The sequence below is a fragment of the Pantoea sp. X-Soil-ISGK-285 genome (assembly GCF_059730815.1).
Window position 1 is genome coordinate 259,802 of the sequence record NZ_AP035938.1, and the last position, 16,309, is coordinate 276,110.

Annotated in this window: 11 protein-coding genes, 1 tRNA gene, 2 rRNA genes and 1 riboswitch; of the genes, 9 read left to right on the forward strand and 5 right to left on the reverse strand. The window is 55.0% G+C overall.

Annotated features, from left to right (window positions below):
* Positions 1 to 39: 39 nt before the first annotated feature.
* From thiE to AC6I8B_RS01165, 3 genes are all read right to left on the reverse strand, one after another.
* A complete protein-coding gene (gene thiE, locus AC6I8B_RS01155) occupies positions 40 to 666 on the reverse strand; it encodes a thiamine phosphate synthase (protein ID WP_033780880.1) in 627 nt (208 codons plus the stop codon).
* A gap of 2 nt (positions 667 to 668) precedes the next feature.
* Complete coding sequence (gene thiC, locus AC6I8B_RS01160) at positions 669 to 2,591, reverse strand: phosphomethylpyrimidine synthase ThiC (RefSeq protein WP_033780882.1); 1,923 nt, start codon at positions 2,589 to 2,591, stop codon at positions 669 to 671.
* 87 nt (positions 2,592 to 2,678) lie between these two features.
* Positions 2,679 to 2,780: riboswitch (TPP riboswitch) on the reverse strand.
* Positions 2,781 to 2,932: 152 nt separating this feature from the next.
* Positions 2,933 to 3,439: an Rsd/AlgQ family anti-sigma factor gene (locus AC6I8B_RS01165; protein WP_010261059.1), complete on the reverse strand. Its 507-nt coding sequence runs from the start codon at positions 3,437 to 3,439 to the stop codon at positions 2,933 to 2,935.
* Between the two features lie 89 nt (positions 3,440 to 3,528).
* Between AC6I8B_RS01165 and nudC the strand changes: the two genes are divergently transcribed.
* From nudC to AC6I8B_RS01195, 6 genes are all read left to right on the forward strand, one after another.
* The gene (gene nudC / locus AC6I8B_RS01170) at positions 3,529 to 4,299 is read left to right on the forward strand and encodes an NAD(+) diphosphatase (RefSeq protein WP_010672223.1); all 771 of its coding nucleotides are present in this window, start codon (positions 3,529 to 3,531) and stop codon (positions 4,297 to 4,299) included.
* Positions 4,300 to 4,339: 40 nt separating this feature from the next.
* Positions 4,340 to 5,407, forward strand: a complete 1,068-nt coding sequence (hemE, locus tag AC6I8B_RS01175; protein ID WP_010672222.1) for a uroporphyrinogen decarboxylase — start codon at positions 4,340 to 4,342, stop codon at positions 5,405 to 5,407.
* A gap of 2 nt (positions 5,408 to 5,409) precedes the next feature.
* Complete coding sequence (gene nfi / locus AC6I8B_RS01180) at positions 5,410 to 6,078, forward strand: deoxyribonuclease V (protein WP_157354362.1); 669 nt, start codon at positions 5,410 to 5,412, stop codon at positions 6,076 to 6,078.
* Between the two features lie 63 nt (positions 6,079 to 6,141).
* A complete protein-coding gene (locus tag AC6I8B_RS01185; protein ID WP_010261070.1) occupies positions 6,142 to 6,732 on the forward strand; it encodes a YjaG family protein in 591 nt (196 codons plus the stop codon).
* 188 nt (positions 6,733 to 6,920) lie between these two features.
* Positions 6,921 to 7,193, forward strand: a complete 273-nt coding sequence (hupA, locus tag AC6I8B_RS01190) for a nucleoid-associated protein HU-alpha (RefSeq protein ID WP_003850136.1) — start codon at positions 6,921 to 6,923, stop codon at positions 7,191 to 7,193.
* Between the two features lie 69 nt (positions 7,194 to 7,262).
* Positions 7,263 to 7,925 carry a DUF1481 domain-containing protein gene (locus AC6I8B_RS01195; protein WP_010261073.1) on the forward strand — a complete coding sequence of 221 codons (663 nt, stop codon included), beginning with the start codon at positions 7,263 to 7,265 and terminating at the stop codon, positions 7,923 to 7,925.
* A gap of 32 nt (positions 7,926 to 7,957) precedes the next feature.
* Here the strand turns inward: AC6I8B_RS01195 and purD are convergent, their stop codons facing one another.
* Positions 7,958 to 9,238 (reverse strand): phosphoribosylamine--glycine ligase, encoded by a 1,281-nt coding sequence (gene purD, locus AC6I8B_RS01200; RefSeq protein WP_033768366.1) that lies wholly within the window; start codon positions 9,236 to 9,238, stop codon positions 7,958 to 7,960.
* 19 nt (positions 9,239 to 9,257) lie between these two features.
* Positions 9,258 to 10,847, reverse strand: coding sequence for a bifunctional phosphoribosylaminoimidazolecarboxamide formyltransferase/IMP cyclohydrolase (purH, locus tag AC6I8B_RS01205; protein WP_050680585.1), 1,590 nt, complete (start codon positions 10,845 to 10,847; stop codon positions 9,258 to 9,260).
* Between the two features lie 632 nt (positions 10,848 to 11,479).
* Between purH and AC6I8B_RS01210 the strand changes: the two genes are divergently transcribed.
* The 3 genes from AC6I8B_RS01210 (at position 11,480) to AC6I8B_RS01220 (ending at position 16,301) form a co-directional block, all read left to right on the forward strand.
* Positions 11,480 to 13,019, forward strand: a 16S ribosomal RNA gene (locus tag AC6I8B_RS01210).
* Positions 13,020 to 13,105: 86 nt separating this feature from the next.
* Positions 13,106 to 13,181: transfer RNA gene (locus AC6I8B_RS01215), tRNA-Glu, on the forward strand.
* A 212-nt stretch (positions 13,182 to 13,393) separates the two neighbouring features.
* Positions 13,394 to 16,301, forward strand: a 23S ribosomal RNA gene (locus tag AC6I8B_RS01220).
* The 16S and 23S rRNA genes sit together here with 1 tRNA gene alongside, the layout of an rRNA operon.
* Positions 16,302 to 16,309: the final 8 nt, after the last annotated feature.

A 16,309-nucleotide genomic window follows, 5' to 3' on the forward strand; every position in this document is an offset into this window, starting at 1 on the left:
GGTTTTGCAGCCGCTATGCGGGATAGCTTCCACAAATCTTTATTGGTGAGGCTCTGCCAGCGCCAGCAAAGTACGTGTTGCTTCACGCCAGTCATCTGCCTGGGTAATCGCACTCACCACCGCAATACTCCCTACGCCGGTTGCCAGCACGTCAGGTGCGCGAGCAATTGAGATACCGCCAATTGCCACGGTGGGGATATGCGTCAGGCGCGTCAGATGCCGCTTCAGCTGCTCAATGCCCTGCGGCGCAGAAGGCATCTCTTTGGTCTGCGTCGGGAAAATATGTCCAAGCGCGATGTAAGAGGGATGGATTGCCAGTGCGCGGTCCAGTTCAGCATCGTCATGGGTGGAGAGCCCCAGACGCAATCCTGCCTGATGAATCCGGGCAAGATCGGCGACATCGAGATCCTCCTGACCCAGATGCACGCCATAAGCCTGATGCTTTATCGCCAGCTGCCAGTAGTCATTGATAAACAGGCGCGCGTCATAGCGTTTACCCAGTGCAATCGCCTGAGCGATGGCGGGCTCGGCGACCTCATCGGGCTGATCTTTGATGCGCAGCTGCAGCGTACGAACGCCCATCTTCAGCAGGCGCTCAATCCAGTCGGGGCTATCAACCACCGGATAAAGCCCCAGGCGCGGGGCGGTAGCGGGAAATGCGGGCATCGTTACTCCTCCTTAATGGCATCGGCGGGATGATAAAGCTCACCGCCGCGCCGACGAAAACGGTCTGACATTTGCGCCATGCCCACTTCAACGGGCTCGGCGTGCGTATCCTGACGTGCTGCGAACTCGCGCACCTCCTGGGAAATTTTCATCGAGCAGAACTTAGGGCCACACATCGAGCAGAAATGGGCCACTTTGCCCGACTCCTGCGGCAGGGTTTCATCATGCATAGCCCGCGCCGTATGGGGATCCAGCGCCAGATTAAACTGATCTTCCCAGCGGAACTCAAAGCGCGCTTTGGACATGGCGTTATCACGGATCTGCGCACCCGGATGGCCTTTCGCCAGATCGGCGGCATGCGCCGCGATTTTGTAGGTGATCAATCCCTGCTTCACATCCTCTTTGTTCGGCAGACCCAGATGCTCTTTGGGCGTGACGTAACACAACATGGCGCAACCAAACCAGCCAATCATGGCAGCACCGATACCGGAGGTGAAATGGTCATAGCCGGGCGCGATGTCGGTGGTCAGCGGGCCAAGGGTGTAGAAGGGGGCTTCATCGCACAGGTCGAGCTGTTCTGTCATGTTGCGGCGGATCATATGCATCGGGACGTGCCCCGGGCCTTCAATCATTACCTGAACGTCATATTCCCAGGCAATACGGGTCAGCTCGCCCAGGGTACGCAGTTCGGCAAACTGCGCCTCATCGTTGGCATCCTGAATGGAACCCGGACGAAGGCCATCGCCCAGCGACAGGGAGACATCATAGGCGGCGCAGATTTCACAAATCTCCCGGAAGTGCTGATACAGGAAGCTCTCCTGATGATGCGACAGGCACCATTTCGCCATGATAGATCCACCCCGCGATACAATTCCGGTCAGACGTTTCGCCGTCATCGGGACATAACGCAGCAGCACGCCAGCGTGGATAGTAAAGTAATCGACACCCTGTTCCGCCTGCTCAAGCAGCGTATCGCGGAATATTTCCCAGTTCAGCGCCTCGGCCACGCCATTCACTTTTTCCAGCGCCTGATAAATCGGCACTGTACCGATTGGCACCGGGCTGTTTCGCAAAATCCATTCGCGCGTTTCATGAATATAACGACCGGTAGAGAGATCCATCACCGTATCGGCACCCCAGCGAGTCGACCAGACCAGTTTTTCCACCTCTTCCTCAATAGAAGAGGTCACCGCCGAGTTACCGATGTTGGCGTTGACCTTAACCAGAAAGTTGCGGCCAATGATCATCGGCTCCGATTCAGGGTGATTGATATTGGCAGGGATGATGGCGCGTCCGGCAGCGACCTCCTGACGCACAAACTCGGGCGTGATACTGGCTGGCAGATGCGCGCCAAAACTGTGGCCGGGATGCTGTTGCAGCAATACCTCACTGCGGATTCGCTCACGGCCCATGTTTTCCCGCAGTGCGATAAATTCCATCTCCGGGGTGATGATCCCCTGACGGGCATAGTGCAATTGCGTGACGCAGCAGCCTGCGCGGGCACGGCGCGGTGTCGGGAGTTGATCGAAGCGCAGATGATCCAGTCCCTCGTCAGCCAGCCGCTGCTGGGTATAGCCTGAGCTGTTCTGTTCGAGAAATTCGCTGTCGTCGCGTTCAGCAATCCAGCGGGCGCGCAGCTTTTCCAGGCCACGATGAACATCGATCTGTGCCGCGGGATCGCCATAGGCACCCGCCGTGTCATAGACCGGTACTGCTTCGTTCTGCTCATAGAGAGGCTGTTCTTTGCTGCCGCCGATGTGGGTCGGGCTTAGCACGATTTCACGCATGGGAACGCGGATATCCTCGCGGCTGCCGGTAATCCAGATGCGGCGGGACTGGGGAAATGCACTGCCGCTTTGCAGGGAATCGATAAATTCCTGCGCCTGGGCACGCTGTTCACGACGGGTTGTTTTTTGGTCAGACATAGCAATCTTCCTGTTAAGGGGGAACGATGCTTGTCCGGAGTTCGGAAGGAGTAACCGTATATACAGCGTAAGCATGCTGGTATACAGAGAATATTTACTCTTGTTCCCTTCGCAGGTTCTAACCTGATCAGGTTCCGCGGATCCCGAATTAACGGTCTCAGCCCAACTTGGGCACTCCGACAAGAAGCGGTTTATACGCTGGCGTCTGATAACAGAGCCAGGCGTAAAAACCTTATATTTCAAAGCAAAAATAAAAAAGGTTCTTTGGAGCGCTCTCCTCAGAACCTGTTCAGCATAAAAGGGCTACGGGATAATCTCAACCCCTTTGCCGGAGATGATGATTAGGCCGGACGCGCGATATGGCTGTCATTCGCTACCGGCGGGGGGACAAGCTGGTTATCCCATGCCAGCTGGATAAGCTTATCTTCCAGCGTAAAGCGTGCTTCCAGCACTTCACCCACTTCGGAGAGTGCCTGCTGGAAGGTCATGCAGTTTTCGTCGTCGATCGCCTGCTGCAGGTGGCCGTCATACAGCTGCATCAGACGCTCAGTATTGGCTTCCAGCGGTGGATAGATCTGTGCGGCGGCAATCATCGGGCTGTCGCCACTCATTTCACTGATCACGCGTTCATAGATACTGAAGTGACCCGCAGAAAGATAATCGACCAGACCGTGACAGAAGTTGTCCAGAGCCTGCTCATCAAGACGCGTCAGCGCCTCTTTGTTTGGTTTAAGTCCGACCAGGTGATAATAGGTCACCAGTAGCTGACGACGGGCTTCAAGCCACGAATCGACCAGTTCATTACTGCCACCTACGCGTTCAGCCAGGACGTCTAACTGGTTAAGCATATCTAACTCCATGTGAGTTATAGTTGTTTATCTACACACTTAACATCAGGGCTTCAGCGTGCGAGTTGACGCTAAGGATGACGAAATAAATGCAATGCGAAATCTCAAGCGTAGACGCTGGATGGTGGATTGTCAGCCATGAACAGAAACTTTGGTTGCCACAAGGTGATTTACCACACGGAAACGCCGAAAAATTTGGTTTGACCGGCAGTAAAGCCCGGACCATCGGTGAGTGGCAGGGCGAAAAAGTCTGGCTGATTTGTGAGCCGCGTTCTGCCGATATGTTCTCAGTACGACAGCTGATCGATCAGGATGTGGCGCTGTTTCAGCTGGTGGGTCGCGGTGTGCAACTGGCGGAATTCTACCGTTCTCATCGCTGGTGCGGCTATTGCGGCCATGAAATGCACCAAAGCAAACATGAATTTGCCTGTCTCTGCAGCCATTGCCGCGAGCGTTACTATCCGCAGATCGCACCCTGCATCATTGTGGCTATCCGTCGCGGTGATGAAATCCTGCTGGCGAATCATGCCCGCCATCGCAACAAGGTCTACACCGTGCTGGCGGGTTTTGTGGAGGTGGGCGAGACGCTGGAGCAGGCCGTTGCCCGCGAAGTGATGGAAGAGAGCAATATCCGCGTCAAAAACGTCCGTTACGTTACCTCCCAGCCGTGGCCCTTCCCGCAATCGCTGATGACAGCCTTTATGGCGGAGTATGACAGCGGCGATCTGCAGCACGATGGTAAAGAGCTGCTGGATGCGGCCTGGTTCCGTTTTGATGAGCTGCCGTTGCTGCCACCGCCAGGCACCGTGGCGCGCCGCCTGATTGAAGATACCGTCGCTCTGTGCCGCGCCGAAGTGTGAAAGTGCTACACTACACGCCTGTTATTGAGAGAGTGTTGAGATGAGTGAACTGAAGAACGATCGTTATTTGCGTGCCCTGTTACGTCAGCCGGTTGATGTCACGCCGGTCTGGATGATGCGACAAGCCGGGCGCTATTTGCCGGAGTACAAAGCGACACGCGCCCAGGCGGGTGACTTTATGTCGCTGTGTAAAAACGCCGAGCTGGCCTGTGAAGTCACCCTGCAGCCGCTGCGCCGTTATCCGCTGGATGCCGCCATCCTCTTCAGTGACATCCTGACCATTCCGGATGCGATGGGACTGGGTCTCTACTTTGAAACCGGCGAAGGCCCGCGTTTCTCAAACCCTGTGACCTGTCGCGCTGACGTTGAGCGTTTACCGGTGCCCGATCCCGAAATGGAGCTGGGCTATGTGATGAATGCTGTCCGTACCATCCGTAAGAACCTGAACGGCGATCTGCCGCTGATTGGCTTCTCCGGCAGTCCGTGGACGCTGGCCACCTATATGGTGGAAGGCGGGAGCAGCAAGGCGTTTACCAAAATTAAGAAGATGATGTATGCCGATCCCGCTACGCTCCACGCGATGCTGGATAAGCTGGCCGACAGCGTCATCCTCTATCTCAATGCTCAGATCCGCGCCGGTGCGCAGTCCGTTATGGTGTTTGATACCTGGGGTGGCGTGCTGACCGGTCGTGATTACCGCGAATTCTCACTCCATTACATGCACAAAATTGTCGATGGCCTGCTGCGTGAAAACGACGGTCGCCGCGTGCCGGTGACGCTCTTCACCAAAGGCGGCGGACAGTGGCTGGAAGCGATGGCCGCCACCGGTTGTGACGCGCTGGGTCTCGACTGGACCACCGATATTGATGATGCACGCCGTCGCGTGGGCGACAAAGTCGCCCTGCAGGGCAACATGGATCCTTCTATGCTCTATGCGGCACCTGAGCGTATCGAACAGGAAGTGGCTGGGATCCTGGAGCGCTTTGGCTCGGGCACCGGGCATGTCTTTAATCTGGGTCATGGTATTCATCTGGATGTGCCACCGGAAAATGCGGGCGTCTTTGTTGAGGCGGTACACCGTTTATCACGTCCCTGGCATCAGGAGTAATCATGGATATTGCCGCACTTCGCGCTGAGCAGTTACAACGCGCCGCTGATGTGGTGCGAGAAGATGACTTTGATGTGCTGCCACCCCGCTTTATCGGCGGGGCGGACGTTGGATTTGAGCAGGAAGGCACTATCACCCGGGCGGCGATGGTGATACTGGAGTATCCCTCCTTAAAGCTGGTGGAGCATCGCATCGCACGCGTTGAGACCACCATGCCCTATATTCCGGGCTTTCTCTCATTCCGTGAATATCCAGCGCTGATGGCCGCCTGGCAGATGCTGGAGCAAAAGCCGGACCTGCTGTTTGTGGATGGACACGGTATTTCGCATCCACGACGACTTGGCGTCGCGTCACATTTTGGCCTGCTGGTCGATGTGCCCACCATTGGTGTCGCGAAAAGTCGCCTGTGTGGCCGTTTTGCCGATCTGGATGCGCAGCCTGGCAGTCGTCGGCCACTGATCGACAAAGGCGAGCAGATAGGCTGGGTATGGCGCAGCAAGCTGCGGTGTAATCCGCTGTTTGTCGCCACCGGCCATCGTGTCAGCCTGGATACCGCGCTGCAGTGGGTCGAAAACTGTACGCGTGGTTACCGGCTGCCGGAACCGACCCGCTGGGCCGACGCGGTTGCCTCGAACCGAACCGCTTTCCAGCGCTGGCAAAACGCGCTTTAACACTGTTTGTGCTGCGGTTTTGCAGTTACACTGCGGCCAGCGAAACGAATAAGAGCCACCTTTATGTTACAAAATCCCGTTCATCTGCGTCTGGCGAAGCTGGAAAGCTGGCAGCACCTTACTTTTATGGCCTGCCTGTGCGAGCGCATGTATCCCAACTATCGCGCGTTCTGCGAGCAGACTGAATTTGCCGATCCGGCACTCTATCGCCGTATTCTTGATCTGATCTGGGAAAACCTGACGGTCAAAGATGCGAAGATTAACTTCGACAGCCAGCTGGAAAAGCTCGAAGCCGCCATTCCGGATGGTGATGCGTTTGAGGTTTACGGCGTTTATCCGGCTATCGATGCCTGTGTGGCATTAAGCGAAGTCGTCCATGCGCAGCTGAGCGGTGAAACTCTTGAGCATGCAATTGAAGTCAGCGAGACCTCAATTACTACTATCGCCATGCTGGAAATGACCCAGGCTGGACGCGAAATGACCGACGAAGAGCTGCGTGAAAACCCGGCTATCATCGATGAGTGGGACCTTCAGTGGGAGATTTTCCGCCTGCTGGCGGAGTGTGAAGAGCGCGACCTTGAATTGATTAAAGGTCTGCGATCTGACCTGCGTGAAGCGGGAATTAGCAACATCGGTATAAATTTCCAGCAGTAAGGCGATAAAACGTGACTTCAGGCCCGAATTAGCGCGCCTGGAGGCTTCACATTGGCCCCCTGTCTGGTCTACATTTGGGGGGCTGAAAATTGTGGCTATCGGTGCGTGCAGGCAGAAGAGTGCCAGAATATGGCTTTTCCCTCGCACTCGTTGCTTAGCAAGCGATAAATACACTTTAAGGATAACTTATGAACAAGACTCAACTGATTGATGTGATCGCAGAAAAAGCTGACCTGTCTAAAACCCAGGCAAAGGCAGCGCTGGAATCTACTCTGGCTGCGATCACTGAGTCTCTGAAAGATGGTGATGCTGTACAACTGGTTGGTTTTGGTACTTTTAAAGTGAACCACCGCGCTGAGCGTACCGGTCGTAACCCGCAGACTGGCAAAGAGATCAAAATCGCTGCAGCAAATGTACCGGCATTCGTGTCTGGTAAAGCGCTGAAAGACGCCGTTAAGTAAGACGTCGCACTGCGGTTAAGCTTTAAAACAGGGGGCGTTTCGCCCCTTTTGTTTAAGAGGCCAGCCATCATGACCCCGCTGTTTCAGCGTTTATCTGTTCTGTTTCTCTCCCTGTTTCTTTTCGGTTGCAGCTCTACTCCGGATATTCCCCCCTTTTCTGCCAGTGGCTATCTTGCCGATCGTGGTGTTGTTCGTATCTGGCGTAAAAACAGCGACCACCAGTCTGTCCATATCCGCACCTTCTATACGCCGTTCAGTGGGGGTGAGGGTGAAGTGACGGATTATGTCTGGCTGGAAGAGTCGTTGATCAGCATTCAGCGTCAGGTGAAGGGCAACCAGCCTGATGATGTGACCCTGCGCTTTGACCAGGCTGGCGGTCTTAACTTTATGCAGCGCCAGCTTTCAGGCCGGCGTGAAGCGGTCAGCCCGGATGCGGTTGAGCTCTATAAGTTTGATGCCGAGCGGATGCGTAACCTCAGCGATGCGCTATTAAGCGGTCAGGTGTTCCTCAGACAGGGACACTGGCTGGGAAACAATGTGCTGGAGAGTTGCGAAGGCCAGCAGGTCAGACCCGCTTTTGACGCCGACGCTCTGCAGATGCTGACACAGCAGCAACGCCGCGCATCGGCACCGCTGATGGTGTCATGGCTGGAAGCGCCGGAAGGAATACAGCTATTGCGGGTCAGTCAGCAGGATGACTGCTCACAGCAGCCGACAGAAGAAGATATGTGAATTGAAAAGGGGGCACCTGGTGCCCCCTGAACTTATTTGCGATTAATGGCGCGGTAGCCGATATCGCGGCGACAGAAGCTGCCCTGCCATGAGATCGGTTTTGTCAGCTCATAAGCCCGCTTTTGTGCCGCGGCCACATCGTCGCCCAGCGCGGTTACACACAACACGCGGCCACCGTTTGTCAGCACCAGGTCCTCTTCCAGCCGTGTTCCGGCGTGGAATACCTTGCCGTCAGCAACTTCTTCCAGTGGCAGACCGTGAATCTGATCGCCCTGAGTGTAGTCACCCGGATAACCGCCCGCCGCCAGCACCACACCCAGCGCAGGGCGGGGATCCCATTGTGACGTTTTCTGATCCAGCTTACCGTCACAGGCGGCCAGGCAAAGATCGACCAGATCCGACTGCAGACGCAGCATGATCGGCTGAGTCTCCGGATCGCCGAAGCGGCAGTTGAATTCGATCACTTTCGGCTGCCCGGTGTGATCGATCATCAGGCCGGCATAGAGAAAACCGGTATAGACGTTGCCTTCAGCCGCCATGCCGCGCACGGTCGGCCAGATAACCTGATCCATAACGCGCTGGTGGATCTCATCGGTGACAACCGGAGCCGGAGAGTAGGCACCCATTCCGCCGGTGTTCGGACCGGTATCGCCATCGCCCACGCGTTTGTGATCCTGGCTGGTGGCCATGGGCAGCACATGCTCGCCGTCTACCATCACGATGAAGCTGGCTTCTTCGCCATCCAGAAACTCTTCAATCACAATGCGGTGTCCGGCATCGCCAAAGGCGTTACCGGCCAGCATATCCTGAACCGCATCCTCAGCTTCCTGCAGCGTCATCGCCACAATCACGCCTTTACCTGCGGCCAGGCCGTCGGCTTTGATGACGATAGGGGCGCCTTTCTCACGCAGATACGCGAGAGCGGGCTCAACCTCGGTGAAGTTCTGGTATTCCGCACTCGGGATCTGATGACGCGCCAGGAAATCCTTGGTGAAAGCTTTAGAGCCTTCCAGCTGCGCAGCGGCCTGAGTCGGACCAAAGATAGCCAGCCCGGCCTCACGGAAGGCATCCACGATGCCAATCACCAGCGGCGCTTCGGGGCCGACAATCGTCAGATCGATCTTTTCACGCCGGGCAAACTCAAGCAGGGCAGGGACATCAGTTGCACTAATCGCGACATTCTGCAGCGCAGGCTCTAATGCGGTGCCCGCGTTACCCGGTGCCACAAACACGGTTTCCGCCAGCGGCGACTGGACAGCTTTCCAGGCCAGAGCATGTTCACGTCCGCCATTGCCGATTACTAAAATTTTCATCTGTTTCTCTCCAGAACGATTAATGGCGGAAGTGACGCATGTCGGTGAAGATCATGGCAATGCCGTGCTCATCAGCCGCCGCAATCACCTCTTCATCGCGGATGGAGCCGCCAGGCTGGATGACGCAGCTCACGCCTGACGCGGCTGCCGCATCAATACCATCACGGAACGGGAAGAAGGCATCCGACGCCATGGCTGATCCTTTTACTTCCAGCCCTTCATCGGCTGCTTTAATGCCGGCAATCTTAGCGGAATAGACACGGCTCATCTGTCCGGCACCGATACCGATGGTCATGTTGTCGCGTGCATAAACAATGGCGTTAGACTTAACGAACTTCGCTACTTTCCAGCAGAACAGCGCATCACGCAGTTCCTGTTCGGTTGGCTGACGTTTACTGACGACGCGCAGCTGGCTGGCATCAACCATGCCGAGATCGCGATCCTGTACCAGCAGACCCCCGTTGACGCGTTTGAAATCCAGTGCAGCAGTACGGTTTTGCCATTGGCCGCAGATCAGGACACGGACATTCTGCTTCGCGGCGGTAATTTTCAGCGCGGCCTCGGAAACCGCTGGCGCGATAATCACCTCAACAAACTGGCGGCTGATAATGGCCTGCGCAGTTGCTTCATCCAGCTCGCGGTTAAAGGCGATGATGCCGCCAAATGCGGAGGTCGGATCGGTCTGGTAAGCGCGATCATAGGCTGCCAGCAGAGAGTCACCGGTCGCTACGCCACAAGGGTTTGCATGTTTGACGATGACGCAGGCGGGTTCACTGAACTCTTTTACGCACTCCAGTGCAGCATCCGTGTCAGCAATGTTGTTATAGGAGAGCGCTTTACCCTGAACCTGCCGGGCAGTCGCCACTGAAGCTTCAGTGATATTCTCTTCTATATAGAAGGCAGCATCCTGATGGCTGTTTTCACCGTAGCGCATATCCTGCTTCTTAATGAAGTTCAGATTCAGGGTACGCGGGAAACGGCCGGCGGGCTGATTACGATCACCGTGATAGGCGGGCACCAGGCTGCCAAAGTAGTTAGCGATCATGCTGTCATACGCGGCGGTGTGTTCGAACGCTTTGATTGCCAGATCGAAACGGGTCTCAAGCGTCAGGCCATTTTCATGGGCATCCATTTCGGCAATGATCGCTTCGTAGTCGCCGCTGCTGACCACGATTGCCACATCTTTATGGTTCTTGGCAGCAGAGCGCACCATGGTCGGGCCACCGATGTCGATATTTTCCACTGCATCTTCCAGTGAACATCCTTCACGGGCGACGGTCTGTGCAAAGGGATAGAGGTTAACGACCACCATGTCGATTGGGCTGATGTCGTGCTGCGCCATAATGGCATCATCCTGGCCGCGACGACCTAAAATGCCGCCATGCACTTTGGGATGCAGGGTTTTGACGCGTCCATCCATCATTTCCGGGAAACCGGTGTAGTCAGAGACTTCTGTGACAGCCAGACCCGCATCCGCCAGCAGGCGAGCTGTTCCGCCTGTGGAGAGCAGTTCGACACCGCGACTTGAGAGCGCCTGAGCAAATTCGAGGATACCGGCTTTGTCAGAGACACTGAGCAATGCGCGGCGTACAGGACGAGTTTGTTGCATGGTGGTTTATCCCTTGGCTTTGTTTCGCGTATATAAGAGCGTTACATCAGGCTTTACAGCGGTTTTCTCTTCTCTATACAGGAAGAAAAAATCAAAAACCTCAGGTAACGCCCCGAAAAGGGGTGTCCGGAACTTCGCCCGGCATTGTAGCGAAAACGTTTGCGTGATGCTCGCCTAAATTTATCTGGCCCGACTAATGTGGATAACATTGTGTGTAACTGCGTATAACAGCCGCTTTTGCTGTGGAATGCAGCGAACGCTCTTTTTTATGCAATTTATGGGTTGCGCCTCTCAGGCAACTCCCTATAATGCGCATCCATCAACACGGAACACCGGCAACGGGAAACGGGTTGAGAGGCACAGGAGACTGCGCCGCCGGAGAAAAACTTCTGAAATAGAGGTTGACTCTGCAGGAGGAAAGCGTAATATACGCCACCTCGCAACAGGACGCTAACGCACTGTTCGCACTGCTCTTTAACAATTTATCAGACAATCTGTGTGGGCACTCGCAGGATTGATATCAGCGTCTCCGGACGTAAAAAATATCAAGTCTCACGAGTGAACACATAATGAAATTCATTATGACGTTTTACAGATGAGCACCGCTTAACTTGTTTAAGCAAATCAAACTTAAATTGAAGAGTTTGATCATGGCTCAGATTGAACGCTGGCGGCAGGCCTAACACATGCAAGTCGGACGGTAGCACAGAGAGCTTGCTCTCGGGTGACGAGTGGCGGACGGGTGAGTAATGTCTGGGGATCTGCCCGATAGAGGGGGATAACCACTGGAAACGGTGGCTAATACCGCATAACGTCGCAAGACCAAAGAGGGGGACCTTCGGGCCTCTCACTATCGGATGAACCCAGATGGGATTAGCTAGTAGGCGGGGTAATGGCCCACCTAGGCGACGATCCCTAGCTGGTCTGAGAGGATGACCAGCCACACTGGAACTGAGACACGGTCCAGACTCCTACGGGAGGCAGCAGTGGGGAATATTGCACAATGGGCGCAAGCCTGATGCAGCCATGCCGCGTGTATGAAGAAGGCCTTCGGGTTGTAAAGTACTTTCAGCGGGGAGGAAGGCGATGCGGTTAATAACCGCGTCGATTGACGTTACCCGCAGAAGAAGCACCGGCTAACTCCGTGCCAGCAGCCGCGGTAATACGGAGGGTGCAAGCGTTAATCGGAATTACTGGGCGTAAAGCGCACGCAGGCGGTCTGTTAAGTCAGATGTGAAATCCCCGGGCTTAACCTGGGAACTGCATTTGAAACTGGCAGGCTTGAGTCTTGTAGAGGGGGGTAGAATTCCAGGTGTAGCGGTGAAATGCGTAGAGATCTGGAGGAATACCGGTGGCGAAGGCGGCCCCCTGGACAAAGACTGACGCTCAGGTGCGAAAGCGTGGGGAGCAAACAGGATTAGATACCCTGGTAGTCCACGCCGTAAACGATGTCGACTTGGAGGTTGTTCCCTTGAGGAGTGGCTTCCGGAGCTAACGCGTTAAGTCGACCGCCTGGGGAGTACGGCCGCAAGGTTAAAACTCAAATGAATTGACGGGGGCCCGCACAAGCGGTGGAGCATGTGGTTTAATTCGATGCAACGCGAAGAACCTTACCTACTCTTGACATCCAGCGAACTTAGCAGAGATGCTTTGGTGCCTTCGGGAACGCTGAGACAGGTGCTGCATGGCTGTCGTCAGCTCGTGTTGTGAAATGTTGGGTTAAGTCCCGCAACGAGCGCAACCCTTATCCTTTGTTGCCAGCGATTCGGTCGGGAACTCAAAGGAGACTGCCGGTGATAAACCGGAGGAAGGTGGGGATGACGTCAAGTCATCATGGCCCTTACGAGTAGGGCTACACACGTGCTACAATGGCGCATACAAAGAGAAGCGACCTCGCGAGAGCAAGCGGACCTCACAAAGTGCGTCGTAGTCCGGATCGGAGTCTGCAACTCGACTCCGTGAAGTCGGAATCGCTAGTAATCGTGGATCAGAATGCCACGGTGAATACGTTCCCGGGCCTTGTACACACCGCCCGTCACACCATGGGAGTGGGTTGCAAAAGAAGTAGGTAGCTTAACCTTCGGGAGGGCGCTTACCACTTTGTGATTCATGACTGGGGTGAAGTCGTAACAAGGTAACCGTAGGGGAACCTGCGGTTGGATCACCTCCTTACCTGAAGATACCTTCCCGCGCAGTGTCCACACAGATTGTCTGATAAAAAATAACGAGCAAAGTGTCTTTCGAAGACAGACTTAATTGTCCCCTTCGTCTAGAGGCCCAGGACACCGCCCTTTCACGGCGGTAACAGGGGTTCGAATCCCCTAGGGGACGCCAAAGCTTGGTGACAGGTGAAAGATGTTACCCACATATCTTAAAGATGACTTACGAGTCATGTTTAAGATATTGCTCTTTAACAATCCGGAACAAGCTGAAAATTGAAACGACGCAGCGCGTCATTCCTCCGTAATAAGGAATGACTTGGCGATGCGTTCGAGTCTCTCAAATGCTTGCAGCACGCAGCGTTGTAAAACGCCTGTGGGTTGTGAGGTTAAGCGACTAAGCGTACACGGTGGATGCCCAGGCAGTCAGAGGCGATGAAGGACGTGCTAATCTGCGTAAAGCGACGGTAAGGTGATATGAACCGCTACAGCCGTCGATGTCCGAATGGGGAAACCCGGTGCACTCTGTGCATCATTGCAGCATGAATACATAGTGCTGCAAGGCGAACCGGGGGAACTGAAACATCTAAGTACCCCGAGGAAAAGAAATCAACCGAGATTCCCCCAGTAGCGGCGAGCGAACGGGGAGCAGCCCAGAGCCTGAATCAGTTTGTGTGTTAGTGGAAGCGTCTGGAAAGTCGCAGGGTACAGGGTGATACTCCCGTACACAAAAGCACACATGCTGTGAGCTCGATGAGTAAGGCGGGACACGTGGTATCCTGTCTGAATATGGGGGGACCATCCTCCAAGGCTAAATACTCCTGACTGACCGATAGTGAACCAGTACCGTGAGGGAAAGGCGAAAAGAACCCCGGCGAGGGGAGTGAAACAGAACCTGAAACCGTGTACGTACAAGCAGTGGGAGCCTTCTTTATGGGGGTGACTGCGTACCTTTTGTATAATGGGTCAGCGACTTATATTCTGTAGCAAGGTTAACCGTATAGGGGAGCCGCAGGGAAACCGAGTCTTAACTGGGCGTTAAGTTGCAGGGTATAGACCCGAAACCCGGTGATCTAGCCATGGGCAGGTTGAAGGTTGGGTAACACTAACTGGAGGACCGAACCGACTAATGTTGAAAAATTAGCGGATGACCTGTGGCTGGGGGTGAAAGGCCAATCAAACCGGGAGATAGCTGGTTCTCCCCGAAAGCTATTTAGGTAGCGCCTCGTGAACTCATCTTCGGGGGTAGAGCACTGTTTCGGCTAGGGGGCCATCCCGGCTTACCAACCCGATGCAAACTGCGAATACCGAAGAATGTTATCACGGGAGACACACGGCGGGTGCTAACGTCCGTCGTGAAGAGGGAAACAACCCAGACCGCCAGCTAAGGTCCCAAAGTCATGGTTAAGTGGGAAACGATGTGGGAAGGCACAGACAGCCAGGATGTTGGCTTAGAAGCAGCCATCATTTAAAGAAAGCGTAATAGCTCACTGGTCGAGTCGGCCTGCGCGGAAGATGTAACGGGGCTAAACCATGCACCGAAGCTGCGGCAGCGACACTATGTGTTGTTGGGTAGGGGAGCGTTCTGTAAGCCGTCGAAGGTGTGCTGTGAGGCATGCTGGAGGTATCAGAAGTGCGAATGCTGACATAAGTAACGATAAAGCGGGTGAAAAGCCCGCTCGCCGGAAGACCAAGGGTTCCTGTTCAACGTTAATCGGAGCAGGGTGAGTCGACCCCTAAGGCGAGGCCGAAAGGCGTAGTCGATGGGAAACAGGTTAATATTCCTGTACTCGGTGTTACTGCGAAGGGGGGACGGAGAAGGCTATATCAGCCGGGCGACGGTTGTCCCGGTTTAAGCGTGTAGGCGGAGGGTCCAGGTAAATCCGGTCCCTTATTAACGCTGAGGCGTGACGACGAGGCACTACGGTGCTGAAGTGATAAATGCCCAGCTTCCAGGAAAAGCCTCTAAGCATCAGGTAACACAGAATCGTACCCCAAACCGACACAGGTGGTCAGGTAGAGAATACCAAGGCGCTTGAGAGAACTCGGGTGAAGGAACTAGGCAAAATGGTGCCGTAACTTCGGGAGAAGGCACGCTGGCGCGTAGGTGGAGGGACCTGCTCCCCGAGCCGAAGCCAGTCGAAGATACCAGCTGGCTGCAACTGTTTATTAAAAACACAGCACTGTGCAAACACGAAAGTGGACGTATACGGTGTGACGCCTGCCCGGTGCCGGAAGGTTAATTGATGGGGTTATCCGTAAGGAGAAGCTCTTGATCGAAGCCCCGGTAAACGGCGGCCGTAACTATAACGGTCCTAAGGTAGCGAAATTCCTTGTCGGGTAAGTTCCGACCTGCACGAATGGCGTAATGATGGCCAGGCTGTCTCCACCCGAGACTCAGTGAAATTGAACTCGCTGTGAAGATGCAGTGTACCCGCGGCAAGACGGAAAGACCCCGTGAACCTTTACTACAGCTTGACACTGAACATTGAGCCTTGATGTGTAGGATAGGTGGGAGGCTTTGAAGCGCGGACGCCAGTCTGCGTGGAGCCAACCTTGAAATACCACCCTTTAATGTTTGATGTTCTAACGTAGGCCCGTGATCCGGGCTGCGGACAGTGTCTGGTGGGTAGTTTGACTGGGGCGGTCTCCTCCTAAAGAGTAACGGAGGAGCACGAAGGTCAGCTAATCACGGTCGGACATCGTGAGGTTAGTGCAATGGCATAAGCTGGCTTGACTGCGAGAGTGACGGCTCGAGCAGGTGCGAAAGCAGGTCATAGTGATCCGGTGGTTCTGAATGGAAGGGCCATCGCTCAACGGATAAAAGGTACTCCGGGGATAACAGGCTGATACCGCCCAAGAGTTCATATCGACGGCGGTGTTTGGCACCTCGATGTCGGCTCATCACATCCTGGGGCTGAAGTAGGTCCCAAGGGTACGGCTGTTCGCCGTTTAAAGTGGTACGCGAGCTGGGTTTAGAACGTCGTGAGACAGTTCGGTCCCTATCTGCCGTGGGCGCTGGAGAATTGAGGGGGGTTGCTCCTAGTACGAGAGGACCGGAGTGAACGCACCACTGGTGTTCGGGTTGTCATGCCAATGGCATTGCCCGGTAGCTAAGTGCGGAAAAGATAAGTGCTGAAAGCATCTAAGCACGAAACTTGCCCCGAGATGAGTTCTCCCTGACTCCTTGAGAGTCCTGAAGGGACGTTGAAGACTACGACGTTGATAGGCCGGGTGTGTAAGCGCAGCGATGCGTTGAGCTAACCGGTACTAATGACCCGTGAGGCTTAACCTTACAACGCC